Below are 15100 nucleotides of genomic sequence, written 5' to 3'. Positions count from 1 at the left end.
TATACCGTTTGAATTTTCCAGCCTATATCGCTCAGAAATTAGCTGCTAATCACAAGCAAACCTTTTCCCGTTTTATTATCCGGTTGTCTGTTGGAGCAACTGCAGTAGGTGTTGCAGCTATGATTATAACTATTTGTTTTGTGAATGGATTTCAACAGACGGTTGCACAAAAAGTATTTAACTTCTGGGGGCATATTCGCGTACAGCATTTTGAACCGGACAAATCACTAATGGCAGAGGAATTGCCCATCAGTAAAAACCAGCAAATAGAAGATTTGCTGGATAAACAGCCTGGGGTACTAAGACACCAGGCTTTTGCCACCAAGTCGGCCGTACTTTCTTATCAACAAAATATAGAAGGCATATTACTGAAAGGAGTTGAATCAACTTATGACAGCTCATTAATCAAACCTTTTATTACGGAGGGGAAATGGCTGGGATTTTCAGACAGCATTTACAGCAGGGAAATCATCATTTCTGAACAGATAGCCCGTTTGCTGAATATTCGCCTCAACGATACCGTAACTCTTTATTTTGTGGGCAATGAAACTGCCCAGACTACCTATAGAAAATTAAAAGTAATAGGACTTTATAAAACAGGAATTGAAGAATACGATAAGCTATTCATGCTTACGGATCTTCGGTTGATAGCCAGACTGAATCTGTGGGAACCGGATCAGATTGGCGGATATGAAATATTTATAAAAGAAGGGGTTCAGCCAGATTCGGTAAATCAGGTTTTACAAAATGAATTACCTACTGAATGGATGAGCAGAACAGTTGCTTCTATTTATCCCAATATATTTGACTGGCTGCAGATTCAGAATATGAACAGGGATGTAATTTTCATTATCATGGCAATTGTTGCCATCATCAATCTGGTTACCTGCCTGCTGATTTTAATTTTAGAAAGAACCCCCATGATTGGCATCCTGAAAGCACTGGGTGCCAGAGACAGGCAAATCATAGAAATCTTTTTATACCATGCCGGCAATATTGCCTTTAAAGGCGTTATATGGGGATTCATTGTGGGCATGGGTACGGTGCTATTACAACAGCGCACTGGCTTCATCAAACTGGACGAATCAGCTTACTACGTAAAGGAAGCCCCTGTTTTAATTATTTGGTGGCAGATAATATTGGTTTGTTTTGCTACTTGGATTTTGTCTTTTACCATTCTGCTTTTGCCGGCACTTCTGGTAAAAAAAATCAAGCCTATACAAGCTATACAGTTCAGATAATATAAAGGCGTGCAGTTTAATATTCCTGATGAAATCATGCATCAAAATAATCAGGACGGCTTTAAAAGATGAGAGAGTAAGATTCCTCCGGCCACTCCAGCGTTCAGTGATTCTGCTCCCCCTATTCTTGGAATACTAACGGGTATATTAACCAATGGTAGTAAATTTTCGCTGATTCCATTGGATTCATTACCAATCAACAGTACCCCTTCGCTCAATGCAGATTGCTGATAAACTGAATTCCCGTTTAACAAAGCTCCCAGAACAGGTAGTGCTGATTTACTCAGATATTCTACCAACGAAGTATACCCAACAGAAACCCTAGCGAAGCTTCCCATCGTACTTTGAATCACTTTAGGATTGAAAACTTCAACAGAATCCTTTGAAGCTACAATTTGCCTAATTCCAAACCAATCCGCTATTCTTATTAATGTACCCATATTGCCCGGATCTTTTATTCCATCCAATGCCAGGGTCCATTGACCTTTTACTGGCGCTTGTAGAACCATTTCCGGCTGAGATGCTATAGCCAGCACTTTGTTGGGTGTTTGAAGTAAGCTTATTTGATGTAAGGCCGATTCGCTTATTCTGACAAGGGGAGCTTTATTCATGTTGGGATGTTCCCAATTGTCCAGTGCATAAATTTTCTGCACCTGTATGGGACTCTTCAAAAGCTCATCTACTCCCTTTACTCCCTCTACAATAAACAAGTTTAAAGCATCCCTTTGTTTTTTATGGAACAAACTTTGAATATATTTGGCTTCATTCTTGCTTAACATTGTCTATGCATTTTAAAGTAAATACCCGATTCTACAGCACAATTGGATTCATTTTCACATTATTATTCCTGGTATCCTGTGCTGAACAAAAAAGAACCTGGGTTAGAAACTATCCTAAAAACCAGCCCTTTGTTTATGACAATCAGATTAATCTGAATGGCAATTTTACCAAAGATGAGAAAAAACGTTTATTAACCAATTTGCAAAATTACTGGGACGACAGTTTAAAAGTACCCAAACAACAGCAATTTGGATTATTTTATAAAATTAAAAACCCGCCTGTTTTCGATACCAGTAATATTCTCCGTTCTGCTCTTTTCATGAATTCATACCTGAATGCACAGGGATATTACTATGCAGATTTAACCAATTCTTACACTATCGACACGGTGAAAGACCAAATAAGAACCAGTGTGTTTATGAATATCAATGCAGGAAAAAACATCAGCATTGACGAAGTAACCATTGAAATGAATGATTCATCCCTGCAGCATTTAGCCAGTACAGAATCTGGTAAAAGTCTTCTAAAAAAGAATAAACCCTACTCTAAGGAAATCATCAGTAACGAACTGGATCGACTGGTAGGATTATTCAGAAAAAGTGGCTATTATAAAATTACCCGTGAAGATGTTTACGCTTACGTTGATTCCAATAATACCAAACTCTTTTCTTTAACCACTGACCCTTTTGAGCAGGCAAAGCTCTTATCTGAAATAGCCAAAGCAAAAAAAGAAAATCCAAACTGGGATATTACCATCAAACAAAGAGAACTGGAAGATAGTTCCCGCTTAATCAAATACCATATTGGCAATCTGCATTATTATCCTGAAACGAAAATCTCGGATGTACCTGATAGTTTGTTGAAAGACAAATCTTTTTTTGAGAAGAAAATTCCGAATGGAAGCATACGCTACAAAAAGGGCTTGTTCAATTACAGGCCCATGAAAGAAGACACTTATTTTTCAAAAGGAGATGTTTACAACGAGCAACGTTTTTTTAAAACTGCAAATGCATTAGGTCAATTACCCGCCTGGCAAAACGTAGATATCCGCCCGGAAATCAGGGATAAAGACACGCTGGACATGTATTTTTTTATGACACCTGCCGTTAAACAAAGTTTTACGGTTGATCTGGAAGCCAGTAGAAATATTGCCGATATTGGTGTTACCAATCTGCTGGGTATTACAACCAACTTTTCCTATAACAACAGAAATGTCTGGAAAAATGCCATTCAATCAGTGGCAACTGTAAGAACGGGAGTTGAATTAAATATCCTGAACAGCACTAATCAGCCAGACCAGTTATTTCAAACCTTCCTTTTTAATGTCGGACACACTTATATTTTCCCGGGAATCATTCAACCCTTTAAACCTTGGAAGGGATTGGACCTGCTGGATAACAAAAGAACCCTTTGGTCTGTGAATCTGGGTTATGTGGACAGGAGAAACTTTTATAATATCAGAAATTTCACTACCAGCTATGGCTTTGAGTGGAAAAAGGGAAACAGTTCCTTTTTGTACAAACCTATCAATGTAGAATTATACTCAATTGAAAAACTGGATTCATTGGATCAGTTAATCATTAAAAACCCATTCCTGAAGGCTTCTTTTAATGAAGGAAGTATTGTGAGTCAGAGTTTTTCTTTTGTAAAAACAACTAAGGGAAGCAGAAATCCGGCAAAAGACAAGTTTTATCGGATTGCAGTTGAAGAAGCCGGAGGCCTATTTGGATTTATCCCTGGATTAAAGGGCAATATCTACCGCTATTTAAAACTGGAAACAGAATACAAACAGTCGGTAAAGTTTCCGAAATCTGAATTGGCCTATCGGGCGTTTGCCGGTATGGGGTACAATTATGGCGGGGATACCATTATTGGACCTACTCTACCCTTCTACAAACAGTTCTCTGCAGGTGGTCCCAACAGTATGCGAGCCTGGAGATTGAGACAACTGGGATTGGGTAGCTCTAACCAGAGTGAAAGAGACACCGCTGCCAATGCATTCAGGGATCGTTTTGGAGATATGCAACTGGAGTTTAATGTTGAGTACCGATTTCAATTAGCCAGCATTGGTAGTTTTAAAATTGGGTCTGCACTGTATGCGGATATTGGTAACGTATGGAATATTAAACGAGCAGCTTCAACAGATATTGACACCCGATTTTCTCTCAGCAATTTTACAAGAGATATGGCCATTGGTATTGGAACCGGCCTACGCTTCGACATGTCTTATTTTCTGATCAGATTAGATTTTGCCTATAAATTAAAAGATCCCCTTCGAGCGACAAACAATGGTTGGATGAGCATTAAAGACTTTACATGGAACGATACCAGACCTAATGGCATTAAGGTTCCCAATTTCGCATTACAGCTTGGAATAGGACTTCCATTCTAAGCTTTCAATTGTTCAATCTTTGATTCAAAGGATTCCATGGTTTCGGCATCAGATACCTGGAAATGGCCAATCCTGGTTCTTCTTAGTGAACTCATATATGCCCCTACTCCCAATGCTTTTCCGAAATCATGGGCAAGGCTTCTGATATAGGTTCCTGTTGAACACACTACCCTGAAATAAACCACAGGCATTTCTATTTTTTCAATCTCAAATGCGTGGATGGTTACCGGTCTTGGCTCCAGCACCACATCTAATCCCTTTCTTGCCGCTAAATAAACTGGCTTACCTTCCTGCTTTATAGCAGAATGAATAGGCGGAACCTGCATAATCAGTCCGGTGAATTCCTGCGTTGCAGCTTTTATTTGTGATTCGCTCAAATGGTCGGTATCACAAAAATTAACCGGTTCAGATTCTAAATCATATGTAGGTGTGGTTGATCCCAAAGTAAAAGTACCCGTATACTCTTTTTCCATTCCCATGTACTCATTAATTTTCTTTGTATACTTTCCGGTACACACAATCAACAAACCAGTTGCCAATGGATCAAGGGTTCCGGCATGTCCTACTTTTACAATGCGGGTAATATTTCTAATTTTCCTGACAACATCAAATGAAGTCCAGTGAACGGGTTTATCTATTAAAATAGCCTGTCCTTCCAAATAAGGTTGCAATGCGGGATGAATTTCTTTCTGCTTCATTTTACTTTAGTTCTCTCCAGATTGAATCCCTGAGTGGATTCGCTGCAAAGGAACTGTTTTTATAAGGAATAGCAAAAGTCTCCGCATGTTTAATTCTGTCATCCGTTGCAGGGTGTGTGGACATAAAACTTAGAACAGAAGGCATTTCAGGTGCATTCTCTTTTAAAGTTTGCATCAGCTGTTTCATTGCCAGAGGATTTATTTTATTTTTCACCAGCACTTTCATACCCACTTCATCTGCATTCTCTTCCATACTTCTGGAGAACTGCATCGATCGCAATCCTTCTGCATTTTCTACCAATATGGATAAGATTCCGGAAACATCATTGAAAATGACAGATATCATTAAACCTGTTGCCGCAGAACGCAGGACCGATCGCAAACTATGTCGCTCAGTAATATGAGCCGCTTCATGCCCCAGCAATGCTGCCAGTTCATCAGGCGATTGCATGGTACGCAATATGCCTGTATATACTACTATATTCCCTCCTGGTATCGCATAGGCATTTACTTCCTGGTTTTTTACCACCGTAATTTTTATCGGATAGACCTTGCTCAATTCCAAAGAGTTGGCAAATGACTGAACCAGAGCTGTTTTCCTTCTGTCAACGCTGGCATCCCCCATCATCGCCTCATGCATTTTTTCTCCCAATTCTGTTTCTGTTTCAGGTTTGATGATTTTAAGACCCGCCCATGGAACAACGGTTGCAATCCCCCAGTATACTCCGGAAAATAATAACAGAACAATCAACAACAACGAAAAGGCATTCAGTTTAAACAAGCTTGTTGCGAAAGACTTCTCAACTGGTTGAAGTAATTGAATAATGGCCACTGCTGTTGGGTCATGTGTATCAACCGTAAAGTAGGCTCCCGTTTTTTTATTCAAAAAAACGATGAGCTGATGATCTGCTTTTTGATAGGAACATTCTACTTTGGGGAAATATAAAACCGGCGCACCTGCATTCCAGATAGGACCCACCTGAAGAGAGAAACCTGCTTCAGAAATATGTAACAATGCCGATTGAGGGCCAGCCTGCAATCCATCAAAATATTGAACTGAATTAAGTACTTCCATTATATAATAAATCCAAAGTCTAAAAAGTCGGCAATATCTTCTCCCGTTGCATCATCATAATTTGGCTGGGTCTGTTGCAATTCATCAAAAGCAATGGTGCCATCCAACACCATATTCGAAAATAAAAATCGCATAGTTCTGACAGCAATCCATGGAGTAGCCAGTCCCAGCGTAAACACAAAAAGCAAAAGATTCACCAAAATCAACGCAAGAAAATCTCCTCCTGTAGCGGTTGATCGTAACAGCATCGTCTGTTCTCCCCTGGTCAATCTTAGGTTATTAATAAAATAAGCATATAAATCTTTTTGCCACCAGAAAAAATAGAGTCCCAGCGTAAAAATGCTTAAGAAATATCCTTTCAGGTTCAACCAAAAATATTCTCCGCCAACCCCTTTGTAAGAAAATCTGGCATCCCCGATTTTTACATTACACAACAGATATCTTCTCAGATTCATCATGAACCAGGCACCATAAATTCCAAATGTTATCAGTGTTAACAGTGTCCCTTTAATAAAAAGTGCAAATAATTCCCATTTGTCTCCTGTATACCCAAAACGAATTCCACTCCAAGCAGTTTTGGCAAACCGATATCTGTAGGAACCATGGATAGCAAGCGGGAGCAGTAGTAGAAAGAAGATATAAAAAAGTGCGAGGCCTACCAGTTCCTGTTCGTTCAATACCAGATAGGTCACCAATCCATATATGCCAATTAATAAAATAAAAGCTTTGATGAAACCCTTAAACATTTCTGACCCAGTTCCGGTAAATACAAAAGCCTGACCATTGAACAGCGTATTACTGTAGAAATACTGCAGAGAACGAGCCCTTGCCCACGGATAATACAATCCCAGGGTAATGGTTACCAGGATGATATTGACTAGCAATATCTTAAAATAGGATGCGCCACTCCCTTTAAAGCTAAGGCTGTATTTATTATATTCCATATAATAAATATATCAATATGCCCTCGCAAACAGCACTCTTTGGGTAGATTTTTTTCCGGATAAAATGCAAATGCCTTCTTCCTGAGGATTATCCAGTGGAATACAGCGAATGGTTGCTTTTGACAGTTCCTTAATTTTTTCCTCTGTCTCAGGTGTTCCATCCCAATGGGCAGATACAAATCCTGCCTTGGTATCCAGTATGTTTACGAATTCCTCCCAGGTATTTGCTGTAGTAATATGTTCCTGTTGGAAAGCTTTTGCCTTATTAAACATGGCTATCTGAATCTCATTCAGCAATTCCTTAGTATATGCAGCGATACCTGAAATAGAGATGTTTTGTTTTCTTTGGTATCCCTTCTGGCAACTTCTACCACCTGATTGGCCAGGTCTCTTGCGCCAACTGCTATTCTAACAGGCACCCCCTTCAATTCATATTCTGCAAATTTCCATCCCGGTCTGCTATTGTCAGCGTCATCGTACTTAACGGTAATACCTAGGGCTTTCATCTCCTTCATCATTACACTTACTACTTCGTCAATCTGAGCCTTCTGATCCTCTCCTTTATAGATAGGCACAATAACCACCTGAATCGGCGCAATCCGTGGAGGTATTATCAATCCGTCATCATCACTATGCGCCATTACCAATCCACCAATTAATCGGGTACTCACTCCCCAGCTGGTTGCCCATACATAATCAAGTTTATTATTCTTGTCGCTGAACTTTACATCGAATGCTTTTGCAAAATTCTGACCCAGAAAATGGGAGGTGCCTGCCTGTAATGCTTTACCATCCTGCATGAGCGCCTCAATGCAAAAGGTATCTTCTGCTCCGGCAAAACGCTCATTGGGCGACTTTACTCCCTTTATAACCGGCAAGGCCATCCAGTTCTCAGCAAAATCAGCGTAAACATCCAGCATGCGTCTGGTTTCTTCAATGGCTTCTTCAGCAGTTGCATGTGCAGTATGACCTTCCTGCCAAAGAAATTCTGCCGTACGCAGGAATAAACGCGTACGCATTTCCCATCGCACTACATTTGCCCATTGATTAATCAGCAGGGGCAGGTCACGATAACTTTGAATCCATCCTTTATAGGTATTCCAGATAATGGCTTCACTGGTTGGACGCACCACCAGCTCTTCTTCAAGTTTTGCTTCCGGATCAACCATTAGCTTACCTGCATTATTCGGATCTGTTTTTAAACGATAATGGGTAACCACTGCACATTCTTTAGCAAACCCTTCAGCATTCTTCTCCTCAGCTTCAAATAAGCTCTTGGGTACGAAAAGCGGGAAATAGGCATTCTGATGTCCAGTCTCCTTAAACATTTTATCTAACACATCCCTCATATTTTCCCACAATGCAAACCCATAGGGTTTGATGACCATACAGCCCCTTACAGCAGAATAATCCGCCAGCTGGCCCTTGATAATTAAGTCGTTATACCATTGTGAATAATCCTGCGATCTTGAGGTTAGCTCCTTTCCCATAAATATTTTTATTTTTTTTAACCTAAACAACACTAACATTTGTTAGTTGGCATGTAATTTGCCTTTAATTGTTTGTAGTTACCATTCGCAAATGTATGTAACTTCACTCAACCAAATTGATGCACCTAAAAAGGAAAATCATGAAAAAGCTTGTATTCAGTGCGCTAACACTTGTTACCATCTTAAGTGGCTGCAGCACGGCCTATCAATCAGGTCAAACACCGGATGATGTATATTTCTCTCCCGGTGAGGATAGAGAGACTTATGCTTATGCAAGTGGTAAAAACAGTGATGATCGTTACCAGGAATACGTAAGTACCATGGACGATCGTTATTTAAGAATGAAAGTAGGCAACAGAGACCGTTGGGGTTCAATAGATAATTTCAGCTACTGGAATGATATGCGTTATGATTTTTCACCCTATAGTTTAGGCTATGCCAATTTAATGAATCCCTGGATGTTGAATCCAGTGTTGAATCCATGGAATATTGGTTTTGGTTTCAGCCCCGGATTTAATGCATGGAATAATTACTTTGGTGGTGGATTTTATGGTGGTGGATTTTACAGAGGTGGATTCATTGGTGGTGGTTTTATGAATCCCATAGGCTGGAACAACCCATTCTTCTCCGTAATCACTTATGCAAATCCAAAAGCAAATATCATGACTTCCGGTTCAGGATCCAATTTGAGTGCATTAAGAAACAGAATGTATAACAATAGCAATTCAGCAAAAGGGGGTGACTGGTATGCACCAGGCTCTAACGGAAGCAGCAATAACTTTGGTAATTTGGTGAAAAGAGTATTTTCAACACCTAGCACACCTGGTGGACAATCCAATAGCTTTGACCGTTCTATCAGAACCTTTAGCAATAATGGATCTGTACCAATGACAAACAGCAATGCTGGTGGTGCAAGTGGTGGATTTAAGAGTACCGGATCAAGCGCAAGTACAGGCAGAGGTGGTAGAAACTAATATTGCCAGCATTTAACAAAACAAGTATGAAAAAATATTTCGGCTTATTTATAAGCGGCCTGTCATTCTTTGCCCTTACCGCAAAATCCCAAACGATTGATGAAGCCATTAGGCTCTCCTGGTTCACGCCGAATGGAACTGCCAGAAACATGGCAGTGGGTGGAGTAATGGGATCACTGGGTGGTGATATTACCGCCAACCACGTAAACCCTGCAGGCATTGGATTATACAAAACCAGAGAGTTGGTATTATCACCTGGAATGGTGATGAATAACAATAAATTCAATTACCGTGGAAACGATACCAGTTCTACCAGATCTGGATTTGGGTTGGGAACAAGTGGATTAATACTGGCTGGCAGCAATAGAAATGGTTACAGTAAATGGACCAGCTCTGCTTTTGCTATTTCGGTGAATCAACTGGCCAACTACAATAATCAGGTTAGTTTCAGGGGATTGAATAATTTCAGTTCGTTTACCGAGAAATATCTGGAAGAGTTAACCCGTGACCGCGCAGATACCAATGCAGCACTAAGCAATTATATTTTTGGATCATCTCTTGCCTTCAGAACCTTTCTGGTGGATACCTTAAGCGGCCCGGGGGGGAGAGTAGAAGGTTATCAGAGTCTGGTGCCAATTTCATCAGGTATTAACCAATTACACAACGCCAGAACCAGTGGGGGCTATAACGAAATAGCATTGGGATTGGCAGGGAATATGGCAGACAAACTTTATGTTGGAGGTAGTTTAGTAATCCCCATTATTAAATATTCAAGAGAACTATTTTACAGTGAAAGAGATGCCACAAATGATCCGGGCAATCAGTTCAGCTTTTTTGAATTCAGGGAAACCTATACTTCTCAGGGAGCGGGTATAGGATTAAAACTGGGGACCATGTATAAGCCTTCCGACTATGTCAGGGTTGGTTTTGCCTTCCATAGCCCACAGATTATTTCAATGACAGATAGAATTAGAGCTTCCTTAATTGCCGATACTGAAGGATACGCTGGCAGACGTTCAGAGAGCAGCGATAATTTAAACAATGGTCAGGCAGGCAGAAGCAAATATACCATTACTACTCCCTGGAGAGCAATTGGTAGCTTTAGCATTGTACTTAGAGAAGTAAGTGATACCCGTTTACAAAAAGGATTTATTAGTGCCGATCTGGAATATGTTCATTATAAGGGGGCAAGATTTGCCGTTGCTTCTGAAAACGCATTTGATGCCGGATTCAGAAATTATTATTCCGCATTAAATGAAGCTGTAATTGACAATTTAAAAGGGAATATCAATGCAAGAATCGGGGGTGAACTAAAGTTTCATACCATCATGTTCAGATTGGGTGCAGCCTATTATGGAAGCCCTTATCAGGATGAAGCAATTCAGGCCAGCCGGGTAATTGGATCTGGTGGTATTGGGTACAGAAACAAAGGTATTTTCATTGACCTCTCTTACTCTCATATCATGAATAAGGAGTCTGTATTTGCCTACAGATTGAATGACAAACCCAATACTTTTGCTAATCAAACCGGTAATAGAGGGAATATGATGTTAACATTCGGGTTTAAATTTTAACCCAATACTTCTCCCTCTAAATCATAATCATAAGCTTTGGTTATTTTAACCTGAACGAACTCGCCAATGGCGAGTTTTTTCTTGCTATGAATTACTACTTCATTGTCAACTTCCACACTATCAAATTCTGTTCTTCCCAAGTATCGCCCGGCTTCTTTTTTATCAATTAATACTTTAAAAATCTGCCCTACTTTCTCTTGATTTTTCTCGTAAGAAATCTCTTGCTGTACTTCCATGATTTCCTGAGCACGGGCAGCTTTTACTTCTGCAGGCACATTGTCTTCAAGGTCATAAGCACTGGTATTTTCCTCATGACTATAACTGAAGATACCCACTCTGTCAAAACGATGTTCTTGTAAGAAAGCTTTTAACTCTTCCACGTCTTCCTCCGTTTCTCCGGGGAAACCAGCAATCAAAGTAGTTCGTAAACAAATACCCGGTACACGGGATCTGATCTCATGAATCAACTCAGACATTTCTTCACGGGTAATATTCCTGCGCATGGCTTTCAACATGCTGTTGCTGGCATGTTGCAAAGGCATATCCAGGTACTTACAAATATTGTCGCGTCTCTGCATCACTTCCAGTATTTCTAATGGAAACTTGCTTGGGTAAGCATAGTGTAAGCGAATCCACTCCAGTCCTTTTACATCAGCCAATGCGTCCAGTAACTTTGGTAAGGCTCTTTCTTTGTAAATGTCCAGTCCGTAATAAGTTAGTTCTTGTGCAATCAGCATGATTTCCTTCACGCCCTTTTGCACCAGCGCTTCCGCTTCCTTAACCAGATCTTCTATTGAACGGCTTATATGCTTTCCGCGCATCAATGGAATAGCACAGAAAGAACAGGTTCTGTTACATCCTTCAGAAATTTTTAAATAAGCATAGTGCTTGGGGGTACTCAGCATTCTTTCCCCTAATAGTTCTGCTTTATAATCGGCTTCAAATTGTTTTAAAATTAATGGCAGTTCCAAAGTTCCGAACCAGGCGTCCACTTCGGGCATTTCAGCTTCCAGATCACCTCTGTATCGCTCACTTAAACAGCCGGTAACATATACTTTGTCAAGTTTTCCTCTTCGTTTCAATTCCACCTGATCTAAAATGGTATTGATGCTTTCTTCTTTGGCCTTATCAATAAAACCACAGGTATTCACCACCACGATATTATGATCAAGTTTGGTATTTTCATGCACCACATCAATTTCATTCGCAGCCAGCTGACCACTCAGTACTTCTGAATCTACCAGGTTCTTGCTGCAACCCAGTGTAATGATATTAACCTTGTCTTTTTTTAGAGTTTTTGCCTTCATGAGAGGGCAAAATTAAGGATTTTGAGGGGAACACTAGAGTAGCTTCCCGAGTAGGCCTATCAGTATTTCAGCACCATTCTGGATATTCCCGATGGCTTTGACTTTGTCATTGTTGCTTTTGGTATGGTCTTTCACAATTTTTATAAGTTGAGAAAATTCCTTTTTATCCATGTTGTATTCTGCCAGCAATTCATTTAATCCAGGGGGATTAAAGCTACTGAGCTCCCCAATTTCCTGAGCCAATTCGGCATCGGTCTCTTTCTGTGCCTGAGCGGCTCTCTTTTTCCATTTGTTATCCATATCAGTTCAATATTTTACTGAGGTCTTTGTTTAGATTACCTACCATCCCACCAATATTTCCGGAAGACTGAATAAAACGGTCGAGCAATTCAGCAAGCTGATCGTAGTTGATGCCCTTCTTATTCAACCATTGGGATTGATTTAACAACTGTTTCTTGCTTTCATTCAATTTTACCGCTGATTCCAATAATTTTTTCATCTCTGTAGTAGCCAGCTGATACTGCTTAAAATCGGCATTCAACTGATCCAGCAATTTTATTTTGGCAGAATCCAGCGCCAGCTGCATAGCATATTGCCTTTCGGTAATCAGGGGTAAAGCCGCCGCCATCATTTCAGGCAAAACTGATTTGGGATCTGTTTCATCGTCTAGATCATCCGTCATCTTAGCCACGATTTTTGCTGTGTATTCTTTTTGAATAAAATCGTTCACCCTGTTTTTTTTCTCTGCAAAAACCTGATGCACCAACAATATATTCAAGCGATGCATTCTCTCGCCCTCTTCCTGAATTTTTTCGGAAAGGGTAATACTTTGCAAAGGTATTCGGGTACAACCGATTTGGCTAAGAAACAAACAAAGCAATAATCCCCAGGTATAAGACCCTAGCAATAACTTACGCATAATCCCATTTTATTGTGGTAAAATAGGGTTTTGCCGAAAGAAAAGAAACCGTGTTTTCACGGTGTTTTTAATCCCCCAGCCAGGAATTCAATATGGCGTTTTGTGCAGGATTAATATTGGGTAGTGCCTGAATACGATACAGCGTTTTTTTTTCGTTTCCTTTTTCCTCAACGCTACTTACCAACTCAAGTCCAGCATACCCCAGGTATTGATTATAATTGAGTGCCTGAGTAGTATACACATAATCAAACTCAGCAGCCAATGACTTTCCCGCCATTTGTTCGCAGGCAGATTGAAATTCAGCGTCCGTAAATCCACGTTTCCTTTTCTGATAATACTCCCTGTACATCAAGCGCATTACATCGTCGAGGGATTTTTTATTTTGAGAAGCCTGCCGGATGGCTAAATCGAGTAGCATGCCTACAACCGGACCTTTATCATAATAAGAAATGGCTTTGTTTTTATCGACTCCGCTGGTACCGAAAGGACCATCTGACCAGGTATTATAGCTGGATTGAATTAAACTTTGGTAAGCCTTACCAGGATTGTTTTCATGTGCCGTAATATTATTTGCAAGATTGTTGAAAAACATATTCCGGTCTACAATTTTAGCCCGCTTTACCATGAGGTATTCAAAGTAAACAGAAAGTCCTTCACTGATCCATAACTGTGTGGTTCTGCTTCCCTTATCATAATCAAAAGGCCCCAGCTCTACCGGACGGATTCGTTTTACATTGTAGTGATGAAAATATTCATGGCTTAAAAAATTCATGATGCGATTGATATCAGCCTGTGTTTTTAACTCATTGCCACTAAAACTAACCGTGGTATTGTTCAGGTGTTCTATTCCACCTTTGCCCGGACCAATTCCAATAAATGTATATTCTTTAAAAGGGATATCATCTATAATATTCACCCCCTGTTCAATGGCTTTTTGCAAAGTATTCATAAATAGTTGTTCGTCAAAGCTCCCCATTGTATACCCGATAAAACGGTGAGGCACTCCTCGTACAGTAAAAGCTGGCAACTCTTTTAAATCGCCTACAAGGATGGGACAATCATATAAAATATCAAAATCCGGTGCAGTAAAAACATTGGCTTTCCCGGCTACTTTTTCCAATCCGGTAGCTATTGTTTTAAAGCCAGGTTGATCGGAATTATTCACCTGAATTTGCACAGGGAGTTGCAGCATACCCTCTACATAAAGAAAATTATTCGCAGGTACTATATAGGCATGTGCGCTGTCTATGAAACTATTGGCCACAAACTTTCGATTGGTCTTAACCTGATAAGTAAGCGTAAAAGCAGACTTCTTGGGAGCAATCACCTGCCAGGTGTTTTCAGCCAACCTGTTCACTGTTAATGCTTTCCCCTGTTGATTCCTGGCCTGCAAAGAATCCACCCCCTTTGCATAGTTCATGAGCTGATAATAACCTGGCATCCAGTTGGGCATTTTAAAAACCAGTGTATCTGTTGCAAAACCTTTTGCTTCCAGCATTATGTGAAACTTTCCCTGTGCTGCCTGTGGCATGCTGACCGTGTATTTGAGATTAGGCTGAGCGCTAACAGTTTGCGCATATACACAAGTAGTCAAGAGCATACCTAAAAGCAAGCCAAAAAAAATCTTCTTCATAAACAATAATTTGTTGAACAAACAATCGAATTAAAGGTAGATTTTCTAGAACAAAACTCAATAACTTATACTC

The 15100-nt window shown here is 40.1% G+C and carries 14 protein-coding genes; 4 read left to right on the top strand and 10 right to left on the bottom strand.

Features of this window, described 5'->3' with window-relative positions; translation table 11 throughout:
• The first annotated feature begins 8 nt into the window (after positions 1 to 8).
• On the top strand, positions 9 to 1241 hold the full coding sequence (locus tag F777_RS0107710) for an ABC transporter permease (RefSeq protein WP_026751536.1): 1233 nt from the start codon (positions 9 to 11) through the stop codon (positions 1239 to 1241).
• A 50-nt stretch (positions 1242 to 1291) separates the two neighbouring features.
• Here the strand turns inward: F777_RS0107710 and F777_RS0107705 are convergent, their stop codons facing one another.
• Positions 1292 to 2020, bottom strand: a complete 729-nt coding sequence (locus F777_RS0107705) for an RNA methyltransferase (protein WP_026751535.1) — start codon at positions 2018 to 2020, stop codon at positions 1292 to 1294.
• Positions 2021 to 2025: 5 nt separating this feature from the next.
• On the opposite strand from F777_RS0107705, the gene F777_RS0107700 reads away from it, so the two are divergent.
• Positions 2026 to 4413 (top strand): BamA/TamA family outer membrane protein, encoded by a 2388-nt coding sequence (locus F777_RS0107700; protein WP_026751534.1) that lies wholly within the window; start codon positions 2026 to 2028, stop codon positions 4411 to 4413.
• Here the strand turns inward: F777_RS0107700 and truB are convergent.
• From truB to proS, 5 genes are read right to left on the bottom strand one after another with little or no spacing between them, the layout of a single operon-like run.
• Positions 4410 to 5111, bottom strand: coding sequence for a tRNA pseudouridine(55) synthase TruB (gene truB, locus F777_RS0107695; RefSeq protein ID WP_026751533.1), 702 nt, complete (start codon positions 5109 to 5111; stop codon positions 4410 to 4412). The two genes, F777_RS0107700 and truB, sit on opposite strands and share 4 nt — an antisense overlap.
• Before the next feature lies 1 nt (position 5112).
• Positions 5113 to 6186: a M48 family metallopeptidase gene (locus F777_RS0107690; RefSeq protein ID WP_026751532.1), complete on the bottom strand. Its 1074-nt coding sequence runs from the start codon at positions 6184 to 6186 to the stop codon at positions 5113 to 5115.
• On the bottom strand, positions 6186 to 7130 hold the full coding sequence (locus tag F777_RS0107685; protein WP_026751531.1) for a YjgN family protein: 945 nt from the start codon (positions 7128 to 7130) through the stop codon (positions 6186 to 6188). The genes F777_RS0107690 and F777_RS0107685 overlap by 1 nt, the downstream gene beginning before the upstream one ends.
• 12 nt (positions 7131 to 7142) lie before the next feature.
• Positions 7143 to 7427, bottom strand: a complete 285-nt coding sequence (locus F777_RS18350) for a hypothetical protein (protein ID WP_235785907.1) — start codon at positions 7425 to 7427, stop codon at positions 7143 to 7145.
• Entirely contained in the window at positions 7421 to 8620 is a 1200-nt protein-coding gene (proS, locus tag F777_RS16110; RefSeq protein ID WP_235785906.1) for a proline--tRNA ligase, read from the bottom strand. The genes F777_RS18350 and proS overlap by 7 nt, the downstream gene beginning before the upstream one ends.
• 140 nt (positions 8621 to 8760) lie before the next feature.
• On the opposite strand from proS, the gene F777_RS0107675 reads away from it, so the two are divergent.
• Together F777_RS0107675 and F777_RS0107670 are read left to right on the top strand one after the other, a co-directional pair.
• Positions 8761 to 9594, top strand: coding sequence for a hypothetical protein (locus F777_RS0107675; RefSeq protein WP_026751530.1), 834 nt, complete (start codon positions 8761 to 8763; stop codon positions 9592 to 9594).
• A 26-nt stretch (positions 9595 to 9620) separates the two neighbouring features.
• Positions 9621 to 11168, top strand: coding sequence for an OmpP1/FadL family transporter (locus tag F777_RS0107670; protein WP_026751529.1), 1548 nt, complete (start codon positions 9621 to 9623; stop codon positions 11166 to 11168).
• On the opposite strand, the gene rimO is transcribed toward F777_RS0107670, so the two are convergent.
• The 4 genes from rimO to F777_RS16105 form a co-directional block, all read right to left on the bottom strand.
• Positions 11165 to 12475, bottom strand: coding sequence for a 30S ribosomal protein S12 methylthiotransferase RimO (gene rimO / locus F777_RS0107665; protein ID WP_026751528.1), 1311 nt, complete (start codon positions 12473 to 12475; stop codon positions 11165 to 11167). The genes F777_RS0107670 and rimO overlap by 4 nt on opposite strands.
• Before the next feature lie 33 nt (positions 12476 to 12508).
• Positions 12509 to 12775 carry a hypothetical protein gene (locus F777_RS0107660; protein ID WP_026751527.1) on the bottom strand — a complete coding sequence of 89 codons (267 nt, stop codon included), beginning with the start codon at positions 12773 to 12775 and terminating at the stop codon, positions 12509 to 12511.
• A 1-nt stretch (position 12776) separates the two neighbouring features.
• Positions 12777 to 13394 carry a hypothetical protein gene (locus F777_RS0107655; RefSeq protein ID WP_026751526.1) on the bottom strand — a complete coding sequence of 206 codons (618 nt, stop codon included), beginning with the start codon at positions 13392 to 13394 and terminating at the stop codon, positions 12777 to 12779.
• A 67-nt stretch (positions 13395 to 13461) separates the two neighbouring features.
• The gene (locus F777_RS16105; protein WP_051408501.1) at positions 13462 to 15027 is read right to left on the bottom strand and encodes a M61 family metallopeptidase; all 1566 of its coding nucleotides are present in this window, start codon (positions 15025 to 15027) and stop codon (positions 13462 to 13464) included.
• Between the last annotated feature and the right edge of the window lie 73 nt (positions 15028 to 15100).

This window comes from Sediminibacterium sp. C3 (assembly GCF_000508085.1).
GTDB lineage: Bacteria > Bacteroidota > Bacteroidia > Chitinophagales > Chitinophagaceae > Sediminibacterium.
This window is presented reverse-complemented; position numbering and strand designations above follow the sequence as displayed.

Excerpts from the sequence above, each read along its gene's own strand:
- F777_RS0107685 (WP_026751531.1), bottom strand. The coding sequence starts at position 7,130 with ATGGAATATAATAAATACAGCCTTAGCTTTAAAGGGAGTGGCGCATCC.
- F777_RS16105 (WP_051408501.1), bottom strand. The coding sequence starts at position 15,027 with ATGAAGAAGATTTTTTTTGGCTTGCTTTTAGGTATGCTCTTGACTACT.
- F777_RS0107705 (WP_026751535.1), bottom strand. The coding sequence starts at position 2,020 with ATGTTAAGCAAGAATGAAGCCAAATATATTCAAAGTTTGTTCCATAAA.
- F777_RS0107660 (WP_026751527.1), bottom strand. The coding sequence starts at position 12,775 with ATGGATAACAAATGGAAAAAGAGAGCCGCTCAGGCACAGAAAGAGACC.
- F777_RS0107690 (WP_026751532.1), bottom strand. The coding sequence starts at position 6,186 with ATGGAAGTACTTAATTCAGTTCAATATTTTGATGGATTGCAGGCTGGC.
- F777_RS0107670 (WP_026751529.1), top strand. The coding sequence starts at position 9,621 with ATGAAAAAATATTTCGGCTTATTTATAAGCGGCCTGTCATTCTTTGCC.
- rimO (WP_026751528.1), bottom strand. The coding sequence starts at position 12,475 with ATGAAGGCAAAAACTCTAAAAAAAGACAAGGTTAATATCATTACACTG.
- F777_RS0107700 (WP_026751534.1), top strand. The coding sequence starts at position 2,026 with ATGCATTTTAAAGTAAATACCCGATTCTACAGCACAATTGGATTCATT.
- F777_RS0107675 (WP_026751530.1), top strand. The coding sequence starts at position 8,761 with ATGAAAAAGCTTGTATTCAGTGCGCTAACACTTGTTACCATCTTAAGT.
- truB (WP_026751533.1), bottom strand. The coding sequence starts at position 5,111 with ATGAAGCAGAAAGAAATTCATCCCGCATTGCAACCTTATTTGGAAGGA.
- F777_RS0107655 (WP_026751526.1), bottom strand. The coding sequence starts at position 13,394 with ATGCGTAAGTTATTGCTAGGGTCTTATACCTGGGGATTATTGCTTTGT.
- proS (WP_235785906.1), bottom strand. The coding sequence starts at position 8,620 with ATGGGAAAGGAGCTAACCTCAAGATCGCAGGATTATTCACAATGGTAT.